Annotated in this window: 19 protein-coding genes; all 19 read left to right on the forward strand. The window is 49.3% G+C overall.

Annotated features, from left to right (window positions below; translation table 11 throughout):
- Positions 1 to 3 precede the first annotated feature (3 nt).
- The 19 genes from fliG (at position 4) to flhB (ending at position 15042) form a co-directional block, all read left to right on the forward strand.
- Complete coding sequence (gene fliG / locus BFJ94_RS03595) at positions 4 to 1020, forward strand: flagellar motor switch protein FliG (RefSeq protein ID WP_120461275.1); 1017 nt, start codon at positions 4 to 6, stop codon at positions 1018 to 1020.
- Complete coding sequence (locus BFJ94_RS03600; protein ID WP_120461277.1) at positions 1013 to 1849, forward strand: FliH/SctL family protein; 837 nt, start codon at positions 1013 to 1015, stop codon at positions 1847 to 1849. The genes fliG and BFJ94_RS03600 overlap by 8 nt, the downstream gene beginning before the upstream one ends.
- 11 nt (positions 1850 to 1860) lie before the next feature.
- The gene (gene fliI, locus BFJ94_RS03605) at positions 1861 to 3180 is read left to right on the forward strand and encodes a flagellar protein export ATPase FliI (RefSeq protein WP_120461279.1); all 1320 of its coding nucleotides are present in this window, start codon (positions 1861 to 1863) and stop codon (positions 3178 to 3180) included.
- An 11-nt stretch (positions 3181 to 3191) separates the two neighbouring features.
- Positions 3192 to 3635 (forward strand): flagellar export protein FliJ, encoded by a 444-nt coding sequence (gene fliJ / locus BFJ94_RS03610; RefSeq protein ID WP_120461281.1) that lies wholly within the window; start codon positions 3192 to 3194, stop codon positions 3633 to 3635.
- A gap of 48 nt (positions 3636 to 3683) precedes the next feature.
- On the forward strand, positions 3684 to 4619 hold the full coding sequence (locus BFJ94_RS03615; RefSeq protein ID WP_120461283.1) for a MotE family protein: 936 nt from the start codon (positions 3684 to 3686) through the stop codon (positions 4617 to 4619).
- A gap of 46 nt (positions 4620 to 4665) precedes the next feature.
- A complete protein-coding gene (locus tag BFJ94_RS03620) occupies positions 4666 to 6108 on the forward strand; it encodes a flagellar hook-length control protein FliK (RefSeq protein ID WP_120461285.1) in 1443 nt (480 codons plus the stop codon).
- Between the two features lie 18 nt (positions 6109 to 6126).
- Entirely contained in the window at positions 6127 to 6693 is a 567-nt protein-coding gene (locus tag BFJ94_RS03625; RefSeq protein ID WP_120461287.1) for a flagellar hook assembly protein FlgD, read from the forward strand.
- On the forward strand, positions 6686 to 7072 hold the full coding sequence (locus BFJ94_RS03630; RefSeq protein ID WP_120461290.1) for a TIGR02530 family flagellar biosynthesis protein: 387 nt from the start codon (positions 6686 to 6688) through the stop codon (positions 7070 to 7072). The genes BFJ94_RS03625 and BFJ94_RS03630 overlap by 8 nt, the downstream gene beginning before the upstream one ends.
- Before the next feature lie 89 nt (positions 7073 to 7161).
- A complete protein-coding gene (gene flgG, locus BFJ94_RS03635; RefSeq protein WP_120461292.1) occupies positions 7162 to 7983 on the forward strand; it encodes a flagellar basal body rod protein FlgG in 822 nt (273 codons plus the stop codon).
- A gap of 108 nt (positions 7984 to 8091) precedes the next feature.
- Positions 8092 to 8316, forward strand: coding sequence for a flagellar FlbD family protein (locus tag BFJ94_RS03640; protein ID WP_120461294.1), 225 nt, complete (start codon positions 8092 to 8094; stop codon positions 8314 to 8316).
- Positions 8313 to 8789: a flagellar basal body-associated FliL family protein gene (locus tag BFJ94_RS03645; protein WP_120461296.1), complete on the forward strand. Its 477-nt coding sequence runs from the start codon at positions 8313 to 8315 to the stop codon at positions 8787 to 8789. The genes BFJ94_RS03640 and BFJ94_RS03645 overlap by 4 nt, the downstream gene beginning before the upstream one ends.
- Positions 8790 to 8856: 67 nt before the next feature.
- A complete protein-coding gene (gene fliM / locus BFJ94_RS03650; protein ID WP_120461298.1) occupies positions 8857 to 9855 on the forward strand; it encodes a flagellar motor switch protein FliM in 999 nt (332 codons plus the stop codon).
- Positions 9845 to 11083: a flagellar motor switch phosphatase FliY gene (gene fliY, locus BFJ94_RS03655; protein WP_120461300.1), complete on the forward strand. Its 1239-nt coding sequence runs from the start codon at positions 9845 to 9847 to the stop codon at positions 11081 to 11083. Before fliM ends, fliY begins: the two co-directional genes overlap by 11 nt.
- 27 nt (positions 11084 to 11110) lie before the next feature.
- Positions 11111 to 11476 carry a response regulator gene (locus tag BFJ94_RS03660; RefSeq protein WP_120461302.1) on the forward strand — a complete coding sequence of 122 codons (366 nt, stop codon included), beginning with the start codon at positions 11111 to 11113 and terminating at the stop codon, positions 11474 to 11476.
- A gap of 9 nt (positions 11477 to 11485) precedes the next feature.
- Entirely contained in the window at positions 11486 to 12025 is a 540-nt protein-coding gene (locus BFJ94_RS03665) for a flagellar biosynthetic protein FliO (RefSeq protein WP_120461304.1), read from the forward strand.
- 11 nt (positions 12026 to 12036) lie between these two features.
- A complete protein-coding gene (gene fliP, locus BFJ94_RS03670; RefSeq protein ID WP_438803686.1) occupies positions 12037 to 12783 on the forward strand; it encodes a flagellar type III secretion system pore protein FliP in 747 nt (248 codons plus the stop codon).
- A gap of 84 nt (positions 12784 to 12867) precedes the next feature.
- Entirely contained in the window at positions 12868 to 13137 is a 270-nt protein-coding gene (gene fliQ / locus BFJ94_RS03675) for a flagellar biosynthesis protein FliQ (protein ID WP_120461308.1), read from the forward strand.
- Between the two features lie 12 nt (positions 13138 to 13149).
- Entirely contained in the window at positions 13150 to 13938 is a 789-nt protein-coding gene (gene fliR / locus BFJ94_RS03680; protein ID WP_120461310.1) for a flagellar biosynthetic protein FliR, read from the forward strand.
- Positions 13939 to 13953: 15 nt separating this feature from the next.
- Positions 13954 to 15042, forward strand: coding sequence for a flagellar biosynthesis protein FlhB (gene flhB / locus BFJ94_RS03685; RefSeq protein ID WP_120461312.1), 1089 nt, complete (start codon positions 13954 to 13956; stop codon positions 15040 to 15042).
- Positions 15043 to 15060 lie beyond the last annotated feature (18 nt).

Consider the following 15060-nt stretch of genomic DNA (forward strand, 5'->3'; position numbering starts at 1 on the left):
GCATTGTCAAAGGGAAACTCAGGGATGCTGACAGGAAGACAAAAAGCGGCGATTTTGTTAATTACTTTAGGCCCGGAAGTGTCCGCAGAAATTTTCAAACATTTGCGTGAGGAAGAAATTGAACAGCTCACGCTGGAAATAGCAAATGTACGTAAGGTCGATAGTGCAGATAAAGAAATGATCATGACAGAATTCCATCAGATTTGTCTGGCTCAGGAGTACATTTCTCAGGGCGGTATCAACTATGCCAAGGAGATTCTGGAGAAGGCGCTTGGCGAGAGCAAGGCTCAGGATATTCTTAACCGATTGACTGCAACCTTGCAGGTAAGACCGTTCGACTTCGCTCGTAAGGCCGATCCGAATCAAATTCTTAACTTCATTCAGAATGAGAACGCGCAGACGATTGCATTGGTGCTGTCTTACCTGCAATTTGAGCAAGCTGCCGCGATTCTGTCCTCGCTACCCCAAGAGAAACAAGCTGAGGTGGCACGTCGGATCGCGATGATGGATAGTACTTCGCCTGAGGTCATTTCCCAGGTGGAGCGTGTGCTGGAGCAGAAGCTGTCGGCTACAGTAACTCAGGATTACACCAGCGCCGGCGGTATAGAATCGATTGTACAAATCTTGAATGGTGTCGATCGTGGTACAGAGAGGACGATTCTGGATTCTCTGGAAATTCAGGACCCGGAATTGGCCGAGGAAATCAAGAAGCGCATGTTCGTATTCGAGGATATCGTCAACATCGACAATCGTTCGATTCAACGGATTATCCGCGACCTCGAGAATGCCGATTTACAGCTTGCGCTTAAAGTGGCAAGCGAAGAGGTACGCGAAGCGGTTTTCCGCAATATGTCCAAACGGATGTCCGATACATTCAAGGAAGAAATGGAGTATATGGGGCCTGTGCGGTTGCGTGATGTGGAAGAGGCTCAGACTCGCATTGTAGCTACGATACGTAGACTGGAAGAAGCCGGTGAGATCATTATTGCTCGTGGCGGAGGGGATGACATCATTGTCTAATTTGATTAAGGTGTCGCAGTACGTACCGGTAGATGTTCTTAAGCAATTGGATCTAGCCAAATCCTATGCCGTGGCCGAAGAGCCGGTAGTTGAGCAGGAGATGGAGCCGATCCATGAAATTGAAGCCAAAGCCAGATCGGAAGCAGATCTCGCAGCTGAAGAAGCCAGACAGCAGATGCTAGCCGATGCCAAGGAATTCGCCGAGCAGCAAGTTAGGGCTGCCTCAGAGGAGGCAGAGGCCTTGCTCGCTGAAGCACGAGGACAGATTGAGGCTTGGTGGCAGGAGAAACGAGAACAGGATGAACATCTTGTCGAGGCCGTCAAATCGGATGGCTTCAGCCAAGGATATGAAGAAGGCAAGCTTCAGGCTGAACAGGAGCTGAAGGAGAAGGTTGATCGAATGATGCAGGAGGCGAGCGCAGTATTGCAGCAGGCTTATGTCGAGAAAGAACGGATCATTCAAGAATCCGAGCCATTCCTCGTCGAGCTAAGTTGTGCGATCGCCGAGAAGATCATCGACAAACAGCTGTCTCTGGAGCCGGAATATACGGTAGAGCTCATTAAGAGCAGCCTTGCCCGCAAGAGAGAGCAAGGGGAGATTACGTTATGCGTAGCTCCAGCCCAATTTGCTTTTGTACAAGCAGCCAGAGAGGAATTGACGCTTGCGATCGATTCCCAGGCTGAATTGCAAATTCTGCCCGATCCTACGGTGAAAGACCGCGGCTGCGTCATTCGCTCGGCTTACGGTAGTATCGATGCCAGAATTGATACCCAGCTTGCGGAGATCAAGAAGGAACTAGTGCGCATCTCGCTGCAAACTGAGGAATAGGGGACGAAGAAATGACAACCATTAATTCATCGCGTTATATCGAGCATCTTAGACAACTTGATCCTGTGCGTGTTAATGGCAAAGTCACACAAGTCATCGGCCTGATGATTGAGTCCGAGGGACCGGATGCAAGCATCGGCGATGTCTGTTACATATATCCGAATAAATCTTCCCAGCCGCTCTTGGCAGAAGTCGTCGGATTCCGCGACAATAAGGTACTGCTGATGCCGCTTGGAGAGCTGCAATCGATTGGACCAGGCTGTGATGTTGTCGGGACCGGCAAGCCACTTACAGTGCAGGTCGGGTCTGAATTGCTCGGCAAGGTGCTGGACGGGCTGGGGCAGCCGCTGGATGGATCGATGCTTCCTTCAAGATTAGGGCATTATTCCACCTTCGCCAAACCGATTAATCCGCTTAGCCGCCCACGGGTCGCAGAGCCGATCAGCATTGGAGTCAGAGCGATCGATGGGTTGCTTACCATCGGCAAAGGACAGCGCGTTGGTATCTTCGCTGGTTCGGGGGTCGGGAAGAGTACATTGATGGGCATGATTGCCCGGAATACTTCAGCGGACGTTAACGTTATCGCACTGATAGGGGAACGCGGTCGCGAGGTAATGGACTTTATCGAACGTGATCTGGGGCCTGAAGGGCTTGAACGCTCGGTGGTCATCGTAGCCACTTCCGATCAGCCGGCATTGATCCGGATGAAGGGTGCATTGATCGCTACGACGATTGCAGAATATTTCCGTGATCGCGGCCTCAACGTCATGCTGATGATGGACTCGGTCACCCGTTATGCTATGGCCCTGCGTGAAGTCGGGCTTGCAGTCGGAGAGCCTCCGGCGATGCGCGGCTACACCCCTTCGGTGTTCGCTGCTCTGCCGAAGCTGATGGAACGGGCGGGAACCGGTCCGGCCGGTTCGATTACGGCCTTCTACACTGTATTGGTGGATGGCGACGATATGAACGAGCCGATCGCCGATGCTGTACGGGGGATTCTGGATGGGCATATCGTTCTGAACCGGAGCATCGCCAATAAAGGGCATTTTCCGGCGATTGATATTCTGGCCAGCATCAGCCGGGTAATGAAGGATATCGTGACTAAGGAACAGAATGAGGCAGCTGAGAATTACAAACGATTGCTTGCAGTGTATAAGGAATCCGAGGATTTGATTAATATCGGCGCTTACCAGCAAGGCTCCAATGCGGAGATCGACGAAGCGATAAGCTTTATCCAGAGCATCTGGGCTTTTTCGAAGCAGAAGGTAGATGAGAAGGTAGTGCTGTCCGAAGCACAGGAACGTTTAATTTCCGAATTTACTAGGGAGTGACAAATACAACGATGAAGTTCCGTTACGCATATCAGAAAGTCGTTGATTTGAAGTCGAATGAGAAAACTCAGGCTGAATGGATGCTATCTGCTGCTGTGGGCGAGCTTCAAGCCCAGCAGCGCTCCTTGGAGCAGCTGTTCCTGGATCGTTCCAATGCTATGGCTGAAATTCAGTCGGAAATGGCGAATACGGCTTCGGTAGTGAAGCTGCAGGAGCTCCAATATTATATGGATTATTTAGAAGTATGTATTTTGCGGAAAACCGGCGATGTGAAACGGGCTGAAGTCAATGTCGATAAGAAGAAATCGCATTTGACCGGCAAGATGCTTGATGAGAAGGTTTGGCTGAAAGCCAAGGAGAAGGCCAAGCAGAAATTCCAGCACGAGATGCTTCTTCGGGAACAAAACGAACTGGACGAGATGGCTACGGTCCGGTTCGCCATGAAGGCCCGCTAAAAGAGAAGTGGGCAAAGCTATGGATGGTTAACGAAGGAGGGGATATGGATGGCAAAAGATGAAATAGAGCTGGATGAGCAGATGGAGGAATCGGGCGGAGGGTTCTCGAGATTTTTATTCTTCGTCACGCCGATCATTTTCTTGATCGTAATGCTCACAGTGCTCATGGCTTTATTCAATATGAATTTCCGCGATACGCTGTTTGACTTCGGCAAGCAAATACCGATCGTCAAAAATTGGATTCCTGATTCAGAGTCAGATACGCCGAAGGAGAAGAAGGAGCAGGAGACCAAGCTGCAAGAGAAGAGCTCGGAAGCGACGATCAAGCAGCTGAAGGAACAGCTGACGAAGCAGCAGCTTCAGCTCCAGGAGGCTGACGCGAAGGCGAAGGAGCAGGAGGACCAGGTTAAGAAGCTGCAGACTGAGCTGAGCAGCCAGCGCGAGGTGACCGCTAAGGCGGCTCAGGAAGAGGAAGCGGCGAATTATCTGAAGGAAGTTAAGAAGCTGTCGAAAATCTATGCGGATATGAGTCCTAGCAAGGCGGCGGCGATCTTCGATAAGCTGACCGAGGAAGAGACACTGCAAATGCTCAGTGTCATGGGCAATGAGAGCAAGATAGCGATCCTGGAGAAGATGGACCCACAGAAGGCGGCGGACATTTCCATTCGCTTGAAGGATGTAAAGCCTTCCGAGGATTTGGCCATCGCTGCACTGCAATCCAGATTGAAGAAGGATTCGGAGACGGAGGCGCTCTCCGTTACGAATAAAACGCTGGACGATGAACAACTAGGCGCAACATTTGCTGCCATGTCAACAGATTCGGCAGCCAAGCTGATTCTGCAGACCTATAAAATCAGTCCGGACAAATCGCTGAAGATATTGCGGGCGATCGATGATACGACACGCTCGAAGATTATGTCTAAGATGACCGACGAGGATGATAAGCTATCTGTCAAAATATTGAATCAGCTAGTGGCGAAATAGCGTTTAGTGGTTCAATAGTGAATCTTGAAAGGAGGTGAAAAAAAATATGACTCAAGCGGTAACTAATTTATTCACTGGCAATCAGGCAAGCTCTGTTCTATCCGCCGGAGGCGGCAAGGGAGCAGCTTCTGTAGATCCATCCCAATCATTCAGTCAGGCTATGCTCAATTTGATGGGCGGAGGCGGTCAATCCCAGCAAGTACAGCTCTTAACTCAATTGAATGCTCTGTTAGGCGGGGCAGCTGAGATGGCTGGCGAGGAAGTGCAGACGGATTCTCAGACGGAGGCGCTGGACAATTTAATGGATAGCTTGCTTCAGCAGCTAGAACAGTTGGATGATGCATTGGTCGACAATCCGTCGCTTCTGTCAGCACTGCAAAGCTGGATCATTCAGGCACAGCAGTCGCTGCAGCCTAACGAAGCAGCTTCAGGCATGGATACAGCGGTTCCCGCTGAGGAGCAATTGCCTGTACTGGCACAGCATGCAGAGACGATCAAATTCTCGCTGCATGACACATTGCTACAGCTGGCGGCCACGCATATCGAGTCGAAGGCAGCAGGTGCAACTGCAGGAGCTAACGCTCAGCCCTTTGAACATATGCTCGGATCTCTGAAGAGCATTCTGGACGCTACAGGAGTAAAAGCTGAAGTGAAGGACACTGCTGCGGAATCTTCTCGCTCCATAGCTGGGAATAAGGGGACGGACGTGCTTCTTCATCTGACTGCTAACAAGGTCTTGGGCACCGAAAACGGGAAAGCCGTGAGTGCGAGGCAAGAGGTTGTACCTGCCATTCATTTAGCTGGTAAGACTGGCTTATCTGCATCAGAAGCTCTGACATCAACTGGCAATGTACAACAGCTGGAGGGAATCGAGAAGTCTGGTTCCGCTTCAAGCGCGGATGATATGCCATCCTTGCAATTCGGACAGGTCGTCACGGCGGGTCAGCTCGCTCTGCGTGATGCAGGGGCAGCGCAATTGACAGTTAAGGCTCCGCCCGTACCTGTAGAGAACTTCGGCAAAGAAGTAGGACAGTTCCTGATTAATAAGCTGGATATTATTAAAGCCCATGGAATGTCTGAAGCGAGAATCTCCTTGAATCCTCAGCATCTGGGCAGTGTCGATGTACAGATCAAGATGCAGGGTGGGCAACTGGTAGCGCAGTTTATTACTGAGCATGCCTTTGCCAAGGAATCTCTTGAAGCACAAATGTCACAGCTGCGTTCTGCATTACAGGCTCAAGGACTCCAGGTGAGCAAGCTCGAAGTAACGCAGAATACTTCTCTCTCTTCACATATGTATCATGACGGAAGGCAGCAGCCAGGCAGTGGAACCGGTCAGCAGCAACAAGGCAAACGGCGTGATGTAACCACCGGTACTGAAGAGGAATTATTGTCTGTCTACGATCTTAATGAAGAATGGAATGACTGGGTTAGCGAGGTTAGAGCCAGTGCCATGAACTTGGGCAGCTCCTTCGTAGCCAGAGCATAGGGAGAGGAGGTAAGCATTATGGCAGATGTCGTTACACCAAAGGTCATGTGGCCGAATTACTCGGCTGAGAATGTAGCCACCGCGAGCAAGCTCGATAACACCTTGGGCAAGGATGCCTTCCTCAAATTGCTGATTACGCAAATGGGGAATCAGGACCCGTTATCCCCGATGGACAATAAGGATACAATCGCTCAATTGGCACAGTTCTCATCGGTAGAGCAATTGGTCAAAATTTCCGATCAGATCGCCGTGATGAACCAGTCGCTCGGCAACACTTCTGGACTCATCGGCAAGGCCGTCAGTTGGAATAAATCAACTACTACCGGAGAATACGATATCGCGACCGGGAAGCCTGTAATTATCTCAGATAAAGCGGGTGGAATCGTTGAAGCGGTGATCGTTCGGGATGGTCAAATGTATGTCAGAGTCGGAAATCAGGACATTGAGGTGTCCAAGATCGAGAGAGTGGAGAATCCACCGGAAGTCGAGGAGCCTTCTGATCGGCCTTCCGAGGAAATCCAGCCTCCTGCAGAGACTGCTCCGGAGGAACCGCCGGTAGATCAAGGGGCGAAGACCGATGAATGAGCCAGTACGCATAGGTAATCTGTACCCAGGCATCGCCCGTCCGGGTGCGCTTCAGCAGCCGAAGAATAGTGCTGGAATCCAGCCGCAGGCGGGGAATTCCTTCGATGAATTGTTCCAGAAGGAGTTAATTCGTCTGAGCAACCACGCCGTCAAGCGTATGGAGCAACGGGGAATTGAGCTTAAGCCTGAGCAGATCAGCAAGATCAATTCAGCCATCGACAGCGCGGCTGCCAAGGGAGCCAAGGATTCCTTAATTCTGATGAAGGATATGGCGCTGATCGTCAATGTGCAGAACCGTACGGTCGTTACGGCGATGGACAAGAGCAGTATGCAGGATAATGTATTTACTCAAATCGATAGTGCAGTTATTATTTCTTAATTTGGCTGGCCCGGATTCGGAGAGCCAAGCAGATGCCGCAGATCGACTGAAGCGGCTCTAACAACTATCAAACGGGAGGAATAGAGCAAATGTTAAGATCAATGTACTCTGGCGTGTCCGGGATGCGCGGGTTTCAAACGAAGCTTGACGTAATCGGTAATAACATCGCCAACGTTAATACCGTTGGTTTTAAGTCTGGACGAGTTATGTTCAAGGATATTATGAGTCAGACCGTCTCCGGTGTTACCGCACCTGCAGAGGGTGAGAGCGGCGGTGTGAATGCCAAGCAAATCGGCCTCGGCGTATCCATCGGATCGATCGATACGATACACACGGGCGGCAGCGCGATGACGACGAATAATCCGCTTGATTTACGGATCGATGGGGATGGATTCTTCCTTGTAAAATTATCCGGTGATCAAGAGGTTCCTTTCCTGACAAGAGCAGGGGATTTCCACCTGGATGCCGCTCGTCAGCTGGTTACCTCCGACGGCTTGCTTGTATGTGATGCCGGAGGTGAGGTTCTCGAACCGATCGGTGAGGATGTAACAGCCTTCTCGATCGCTGCAGACGGAACGATCATCCAGAAGATGAGTACCGGTGAGACGGAAGCGGGCGCACAAATCGGGCTTGCCAAGGTAATTAACCCGGAAGGGCTTGAGAAGATCGGCGGCAATCTGTATCGGGTGACGCTGAACGCGATTGGCGATGGCGGGCTTGAACCGACTACTGCGAATAATACCGAGGCTGGTACAGGCTCTATTGTCGCAGGACAGCTCGAAATGTCCAATGTCGATTTAACTGGCGAATTCACAGAGATGATTGTAGCGCAGCGCGGATTCCAGGCGAACTCCCGGATTATTACGACTTCTGATGAAGTGCTGCAGGAAGTCGTTAACCTGAAACGATAAGCCTAACAGTTAGCGGGGGAGGGCTTCCCCCCTCCCGCTATTGAGGTCTGTGTGGCAAGCTCAGGGAGAATGCAGACGACTTACTGTTGTTAAGACGGGAGGTTAATAATGATTTCTGTTACGAAATTGAACGGCTCGCAGATGTGGCTTAACGCCCTGATGATTGAGGCCGTAGAGGAAACACCTGATACATACGTAACCTTGGTTACTGGTAAGCGTATTATAGTGCTGGAGAAGGCGGCCGAGATCATTTCCATGGTGAAGGAGTATTACAGTGAAATCGGCATCCACGCAGCAACCATTAAAGTGCAACAGACGGAGGAATGGTCATGAAGAAGATGGCGCCTTGGCTCATTACAATTTTGCTGGCAATCACACTGATCGTGCTGGCCGCCTTCCTGCTTATGAATCAACTTACGAATTCTGACCGGGGCAGTGAAGTGAAGCAGGCAGTCAGCGATGTAGCGGTTCCCAAAAATTTTTCTGCGGATGAAATTGTATCGGTAACTTCCACAATCGAAGGCATCAAGACGAATTTGTCGGACCCAAGCTATGTTGTCGGCATGGATTTCGCGTTCCAGCTCGACACGGCGATGACGAAGGAAGCTTTTGACAAGATCAAGGATTTTAAAGTGAAACCGATCATTATCAAAACTTTGGCAGACACCAAACCGGATGAATTGACCGGGGCAAAGGGCAAGGATAATCTGAGCTCCAAGCTGCTGAATTTGATCAACAAATCACTGCCAGAAGGGAAGTTAGTTCAGATCGATATCACTAATTTTATTATGCAACCTATCTACTAATATAGGTTCGCTGACTACCACTACTAGTTGATATTGATAGATTACTTTTCTTGAGGGGGTGAGAGGTTTGGTAGATGTACTATCGCAAAATGAGATTGATGCATTGCTTGCGGCTCTATCTTCGGGCGAAATGGATGCCGAGGAATTGAAGAAGGAAGAAACACAGAAGAAAATAAGATCCTATGATTTTAAGCGGGCCGTCCGGTTCTCAAAGGATCATATTCGCAGCTTGACCCGTATTCATGAAAATTTTGCCCGATATCTTACCACCTATTTTTCGGCGCAGCTCCGCACTTTTGTGCAGATCAACGTGGTACAGGTTGAACAGCTACCTTATGATGAGTTTATTCGTTCAATACCGAAGATGACGATCCTTAACATTTTTGAAGCGGAACCGCTGGAAGGCAGAATGGTGCTGGAGGTTCATCCTAACGTCGCCTTTGCTATGCTGGACAGATTGCTAGGAGGTATGGGGGTCGCTCCGTCCAAGATCGGATCATTAACCGAGATCGAGACGATTATTATGGAGCGGATCTTCAGCCGGGCATTCGATAGCCTGCAGGAGGCATGGAAGACTGTAATCGATATTCAGCCTCGGATGGAGGGGCTGGAGACGAACCCGCAGTTTATGCAGATTGTGTCGCCTAACGAGACGATCGCACTGATTTCATTGAGCACGAAGATCGGCGATACTTCCGGAATGATCAATCTATGTATTCCGCATGTGGTCATCGAGCCGATTATGCCGAAGCTGTCGGTTCATCACTGGTTCGTGTCACAGAAGAAATCCCGTGTTCCAGAGGAAGTCGATGCACTGCGCAACCGGGTCAGCAAGGCCAATCTGCCGATCATCGCCGAGCTGGGTGAGTCGAATATTACTGTGCGGGAGTTCCTGGAATTGTCCGTAGGTGATGTGATCTCACTGAATAAGTCGGTCGATCAAGGGTTAGCGATCCGTGTCGGAGAGAGATTGAAATATATCGGCAGCCCGGGAACCCTGAAGGATCGGGTAGCTGTTCAAATTGATGAAATTGTCAGCGAAGGAGTTGAGGAGCTTGACGAGTAAAGATTATTTATCCCAGGAAGAGATTGACGCCTTGCTGAAGCAGGCTAATCAGGATACAGCCTCGGAGCCAACCGTATCGGATTATCTGACCCCGCTGGAGCAGGATGCGCTGGGCGAAATCGGTAATATTACGTTTGGAAGTGCGGCCACTGCGTTGTCCACACTGTTGAGCAAGAAGGTCGATATAACGACCCCTAAGGTATCCATTATAAAACGTTCGGAATTTGAGTCCGAGTTCCCGAAACCGCATGTTGCTGTACATGTACAGTATGTTGACGGATTTGAAGGAATGAATTCTTTAGTCATCAAAACCCGGGATGCGCAGGTTATAGCTGATCTGATGCTGGGCGGAGATGGGAATCCGGCGGACGAAGAATTGAACGATATTCACATTAGTGCGGTTCAGGAAGCGATGAACCAGATGATGGGGTCGTCGGCGACATCGATGTCGACTATCTTCAATCGGTTCGTGAACATCTCGCCGCCAGGTATCGATATTCTGAATATGTCCAGCGGCACTGGAGTGAACAGCCTGCCGGGGGATGAGATATTAATCAAGGTATCATTTCGGCTTACGATCGGCGATCTGATCGACTCGACGATCATGCAACTGCTGACCGTGAAATTCGCCAAAGAGATGGTGGAGAGCCTGATCAACAGCTCTGTGTCTGAACCGGCTAAGCAGGAGACTGCCGCCGCCGCAGCACCGCCGGCACCGCCAGCACCTGCTTATGAACCGCCAGCGCCAGTCCAAGAGCCACCAGCTCCTACATATACGGCACCGCCAGCGGCGCAGATGCCACAGATGCCGTCTGAGCCGATGCCACAGCAGCAGGGGTACTATTATCCGCCGCAGGAACGGCCGATGGCTGAACCACAGCATTTCGGAGGAGTGCCAGGTCGTCATCTGAATGTTCAACCGGTGCAGTTCGCTAACTTTGGGAATCCAGCTTTAGGTCATATCGACGAAAATAATTTGAACTTACTGATGGACATTCCCCTTAAAGTCACCGTAGAATTAGGGAGGACCCAAAAGCAAATTAAGGATATCTTGGAATTGTCGCAAGGCTCGATTATCGAGCTTGACAAGCTTGCCGGCGAACCAGTGGACATTCTGGTGAACAACAAGCTGATCGCGAAAGGTGAAGTTGTGGTCATCGATGAAAACTTTGGCGTTCGTGTCACAGATATCGTTAGCCAATGGGATCGAATACAAAATTTACAATAAGTAGAGCTTAGGGAGGATTTTAAATCAATGGCAAACCGAATTCTTATCGTAGACGATGCAGCATTTATGAGAATGATGGTCCGTGATATTTTAACGAAGAACGGGTTCGAGGTTGTCGGTGAAGCCCAGGATGGGGCACAGGCTATCGAAAAATATAAGGAATTACATCCCGATCTAGTAACTATGGACATTACCATGCCGGAAATGGACGGCATCGCAGCACTTAAGGAAATTAAACAGATCGATCCGAATGCGAAAGTAATCATGTGCTCGGCTATGGGCCAACAAGCGATGGTTATCGACGCGATCCAAGCCGGAGCCAAGGACTTCATCGTCAAACCATTCCAATCTGATCGGGTTATCGAAGCGATCAATAAAACTTTGGGAATATAGGTATCTAGTATGCTTTTGGCACAGACGGATTCCCAGTTACCAGGCGGCGATTTCAACCTTTGGCAAAATTTAATTACAGTTGTCCTTGTTCTGGCCGCCATTATAGTGTTAATCATTGTATTAATCCGTTTTCTAGGCAGGAAGAACCGCTATTTGTCGCAAAGTCGATCGATCCGTACACTGGGAGCTATCGGTCTGGGACCGAATAAATCGCTGCAGGTTATTGAAATCGGCGGCAGTATTTATTTGGTGGGTGTAGGCGAGAACATCTCCATGGTCGATAAAATTAAAGACCCTGAAGATGTGATGCTTTTGCAGCAAGCATTTGAAGAAGAGGGGACGGAGTTTGCCGGATTTGCTTCAGTCTTTTCTGGGCTCGTCTCCCGCTTCCGTAAACAGAACGTGCAGCAGGAAGAAGAGCTGGATGAATCTGATTTTCACGAACTGTTTCATGCCCAGCTGCAGAAGATGCCGAGCCGTAAACGGCAAATGCAGGAGCTGCTGGAGGATCAGCAGCAACAATCTACAGATCGGTTGAGGGATTCATGAAGAACAAAGTTATGATTATAAGCTTGGCATTGATGCTCTTGAGCATCTTTGCTGTGACTGTGGCTTCCGCCGCTCCGACCGATCCGATTCCGAATGTGAACATTCAGATCGGGAATTCCGAAGGCGAACCGAGTACAAGCTCTTTATCGATCATTTTACTCATTACGGTCATAAGCATCGCTCCGGCGATCCTAGTTCTGATGACCAGCTTTACGAGAATTGTGATTGTGCTTGGTTTTGTACGTAACTCACTTGGAACACAGCAGATGCCCCCTAACCAGGTATTGGTCGGGCTGGCGCTTTTTTTAACACTATTTGTAATGAGTCCCACCTTGACGACGATCAATGAGGTAGCTCTACAGCCCTATATGAAGGGTGAAATTTCACAGACAGAGGCGCTGGACAAGGCAGCTGTACCCATGAAGAAATTCATGTACTCGCATACCCGTCCGAAGGATCTGCAATTATTCATGAGCTATACGAAGACGGCTAAGCCGGAGAAATACGAGGATATCCCGATAAGCGTTATGGTGCCAGCTTTTGCGATCAGTGAGTTGAAGACTGCGTTTCAGATGGGCTTCCTGATATATATCCCGTTTCTGATCATCGATATCGTAGTTGCCAGCGTCCTCATGGGGATGGGGATGATGATGCTTCCTCCGGTCATGATCTCGCTGCCGTTCAAGATATTGCTGTTCGTTCTAGTCGACGGATGGTATTTGGTCATCAAGTCGCTATTGACCAGCTTCGTTACATAGCAAGATTTCATAGATTACCGCACTTACGGCAGTGGCTGGGAGTGAATCCCGCCTGGTATACGAGTAAAAGAGGGGGGACGGTTGATGAGTTCGGAATTTATTATCGGTTTGGCCGGACAAGCCGTGTATACCGTTCTGAAGGTTAGCGCGCCGATGCTTCTGATCGGCCTCCTGGTCGGGCTTATCGTCAGTATATTTCAGGCGACGACGCAGATTCAGGAGCAGACGCTGGCCTTTATTCCAAAAATCGTGGCCATTCTAATCAGCTTGCTCATATTCGGACCATGGATTCTATCAACTCTGCTTGATTTCACCTATGGGATATTGAACAATCTAGCCAATTATATCAGTTAGGCCGAGACGATCATGGACATTATTTTGCAAAGTGCTTCAATTTACATGTTGATTTTTTGTCGAATGACAGCCTTTTTTGTAGTTTCACCGATCTTTTCATCCCGCGGCGTACCGAATAGCTACAAGATCGGATTGTCAGCCATCATCGCCGTCTTCATCTTGCTGATTCAAGGCACGAATCAGGTAATACCGAGCGACCTCAGTTATTTACTGGTCGTGATTCGCGAAATTTTGGTCGGCCTCTTAATGGGCTATGTGGCCACCTTGATGTTCATGGTGATTCAGATGGCAGGCTCTTTCATCGATATTCAGATCGGGTTCGGGATCGTTAACGTGCTTGACCCGATTTCGGGTACAAGCGTCCCTGTACTTGGTAATCTGAAGTATGTGTTTGCGACGCTGATATTTTTCAGCATGAACGGCCATCACTATTTGCTGGATGCGGTGATTCGCAGCTATAACTGGATTCCGCTATCCAATGATGTATTTCAGAGAATTTATAATGGCAATCTGTCAGAATTTCTAATTACGACGTTCAGCCAAGCGTTTACACTCGCTTTTCAAATGGCTGCACCGCTCGTAGTGGCCTTATTCCTGACGGATGTAGCGCTCGGGTTTCTGGCTCGCACAGCGCCTCAATTCAATGTGTTTGTTATCGGCATCCCGCTCAAGATCCTCGTTGGTCTGGTGATGCTGCTTCTCCTGATTCCCAGCTTCATCTATGCGTTCGAGCATTTGTTTGAAGTGATGTTCAAGGCGCTGCATAATTTATTTGCTACCATCGGAGAGGTGCCGAAGTAAGGGGGAAAATCGAAGGTGGCGTATCGGTTAAAGCTGGATTTGCAGTTGTTTTCCGGTGAAAAGACAGAGAAAGCGACTCCAAAGAAGAAGCAGGATGCAAGAAAGAAAGGGCAAGTCGCAAAAAGCCAGGACTTATCAGGAGCGGCCATTCTGCTCTCTGCATTCCTGAGCCTGCTTATCTTTGGCGGATACATGAGGGAACGGATTGTGTATATGTTCTCGGATGTGTTCCATCATCGATTGTTGATGAATGTGACGAGAGAAAATGTAATGATCATGTTCACGGATTACGCTATTCAGATTCTGTTAACGCTGGCCCCGATATTCCTGGTTGCGATCGTCATGGCGATCATCGTCAATTATGCGCAGGTCGGTTTCCTGTTAACCGGTGATCCGTTGAAAATGAAGTTCAGCAAGATCGATCCGATCAAGGGCTTCAAAAATATTTTCTCGATGCGCTCGCTCGTTCAATTTCTCAAATCGATATTGAAGCTGTGTATTATCGGCTTTCTCGTGTATTCCACGATTTGGGGAGCCAGAGATCAAATTTCAGCGCTCGGTCATCTCTCGGTTCAGGATGCCTTTCAGTTTACCGCGAAATTGACGATGAATCTCGGCTTGAAGATTGCCTCAGCTCTGTTTGTGCTTGCAGTTCTGGACTATATTTATCAGAAATACGAACATGAGAAAGGCCTGAAAATGTCCAAGCAGGACATTAAGGATGAATATAAGAAAATGGAGGGCGATCCGCTCGTCAAGGGGAAAATCCGCGAGCGACAAAGACGGATGGCCCTGCAGCGGATGATGCAGGAAGTGCCGAAGGCGGACGTCATTATTACGAACCCGACGCACTTTGCTGTAGCGCTCAAGTATGATGGAACGCAGATGGATGCACCGAGGGTTATAGCTAAAGGGCAGGATTATGTAGCTCTGCGTATTAAGGAGATTGCCAAGGAACATGGCGTAATTACGATGGAAAACAAGCCGCTGGCACGCGCCCTTTTCCATAGAACAGAAATTGGCGACTCCATTCCTGCGGATCTATTCCAGGCCGTAGCTGAAGTGCTGGCGTATGTATATAGATTACAAGGTAAAGTGAAATAAGCTCGGGATCGGAGGAAG

It is taken from the genome of Paenibacillus aceti (assembly GCF_003614185.1).
GTDB lineage: Bacteria > Bacillota > Bacilli > Paenibacillales > Paenibacillaceae > Fontibacillus > Fontibacillus aceti.

Excerpts from the sequence above, each read along its gene's own strand:
- fliQ (WP_120461308.1), top strand. The coding sequence starts at position 12,868 with ATGAGTTCGGAATTTATTATCGGTTTGGCCGGACAAGCCGTGTATACC.
- flgG (WP_120461292.1), top strand. The coding sequence starts at position 7,162 with ATGTTAAGATCAATGTACTCTGGCGTGTCCGGGATGCGCGGGTTTCAA.
- BFJ94_RS03665 (WP_120461304.1), top strand. The coding sequence starts at position 11,486 with ATGCTTTTGGCACAGACGGATTCCCAGTTACCAGGCGGCGATTTCAAC.
- fliP (WP_438803686.1), top strand. The coding sequence starts at position 12,037 with ATGATTATAAGCTTGGCATTGATGCTCTTGAGCATCTTTGCTGTGACT.
- fliJ (WP_120461281.1), top strand. The coding sequence starts at position 3,192 with ATGAAGTTCCGTTACGCATATCAGAAAGTCGTTGATTTGAAGTCGAAT.
- BFJ94_RS03620 (WP_120461285.1), top strand. The coding sequence starts at position 4,666 with ATGACTCAAGCGGTAACTAATTTATTCACTGGCAATCAGGCAAGCTCT.
- BFJ94_RS03640 (WP_120461294.1), top strand. The coding sequence starts at position 8,092 with ATGATTTCTGTTACGAAATTGAACGGCTCGCAGATGTGGCTTAACGCC.
- fliR (WP_120461310.1), top strand. The coding sequence starts at position 13,150 with ATGGACATTATTTTGCAAAGTGCTTCAATTTACATGTTGATTTTTTGT.
- BFJ94_RS03660 (WP_120461302.1), top strand. The coding sequence starts at position 11,111 with ATGGCAAACCGAATTCTTATCGTAGACGATGCAGCATTTATGAGAATG.
- fliI (WP_120461279.1), top strand. The coding sequence starts at position 1,861 with ATGACAACCATTAATTCATCGCGTTATATCGAGCATCTTAGACAACTT.
- BFJ94_RS03630 (WP_120461290.1), top strand. The coding sequence starts at position 6,686 with ATGAATGAGCCAGTACGCATAGGTAATCTGTACCCAGGCATCGCCCGT.
- BFJ94_RS03645 (WP_120461296.1), top strand. The coding sequence starts at position 8,313 with ATGAAGAAGATGGCGCCTTGGCTCATTACAATTTTGCTGGCAATCACA.
- BFJ94_RS03625 (WP_120461287.1), top strand. The coding sequence starts at position 6,127 with ATGGCAGATGTCGTTACACCAAAGGTCATGTGGCCGAATTACTCGGCT.
- BFJ94_RS03615 (WP_120461283.1), top strand. The coding sequence starts at position 3,684 with ATGGCAAAAGATGAAATAGAGCTGGATGAGCAGATGGAGGAATCGGGC.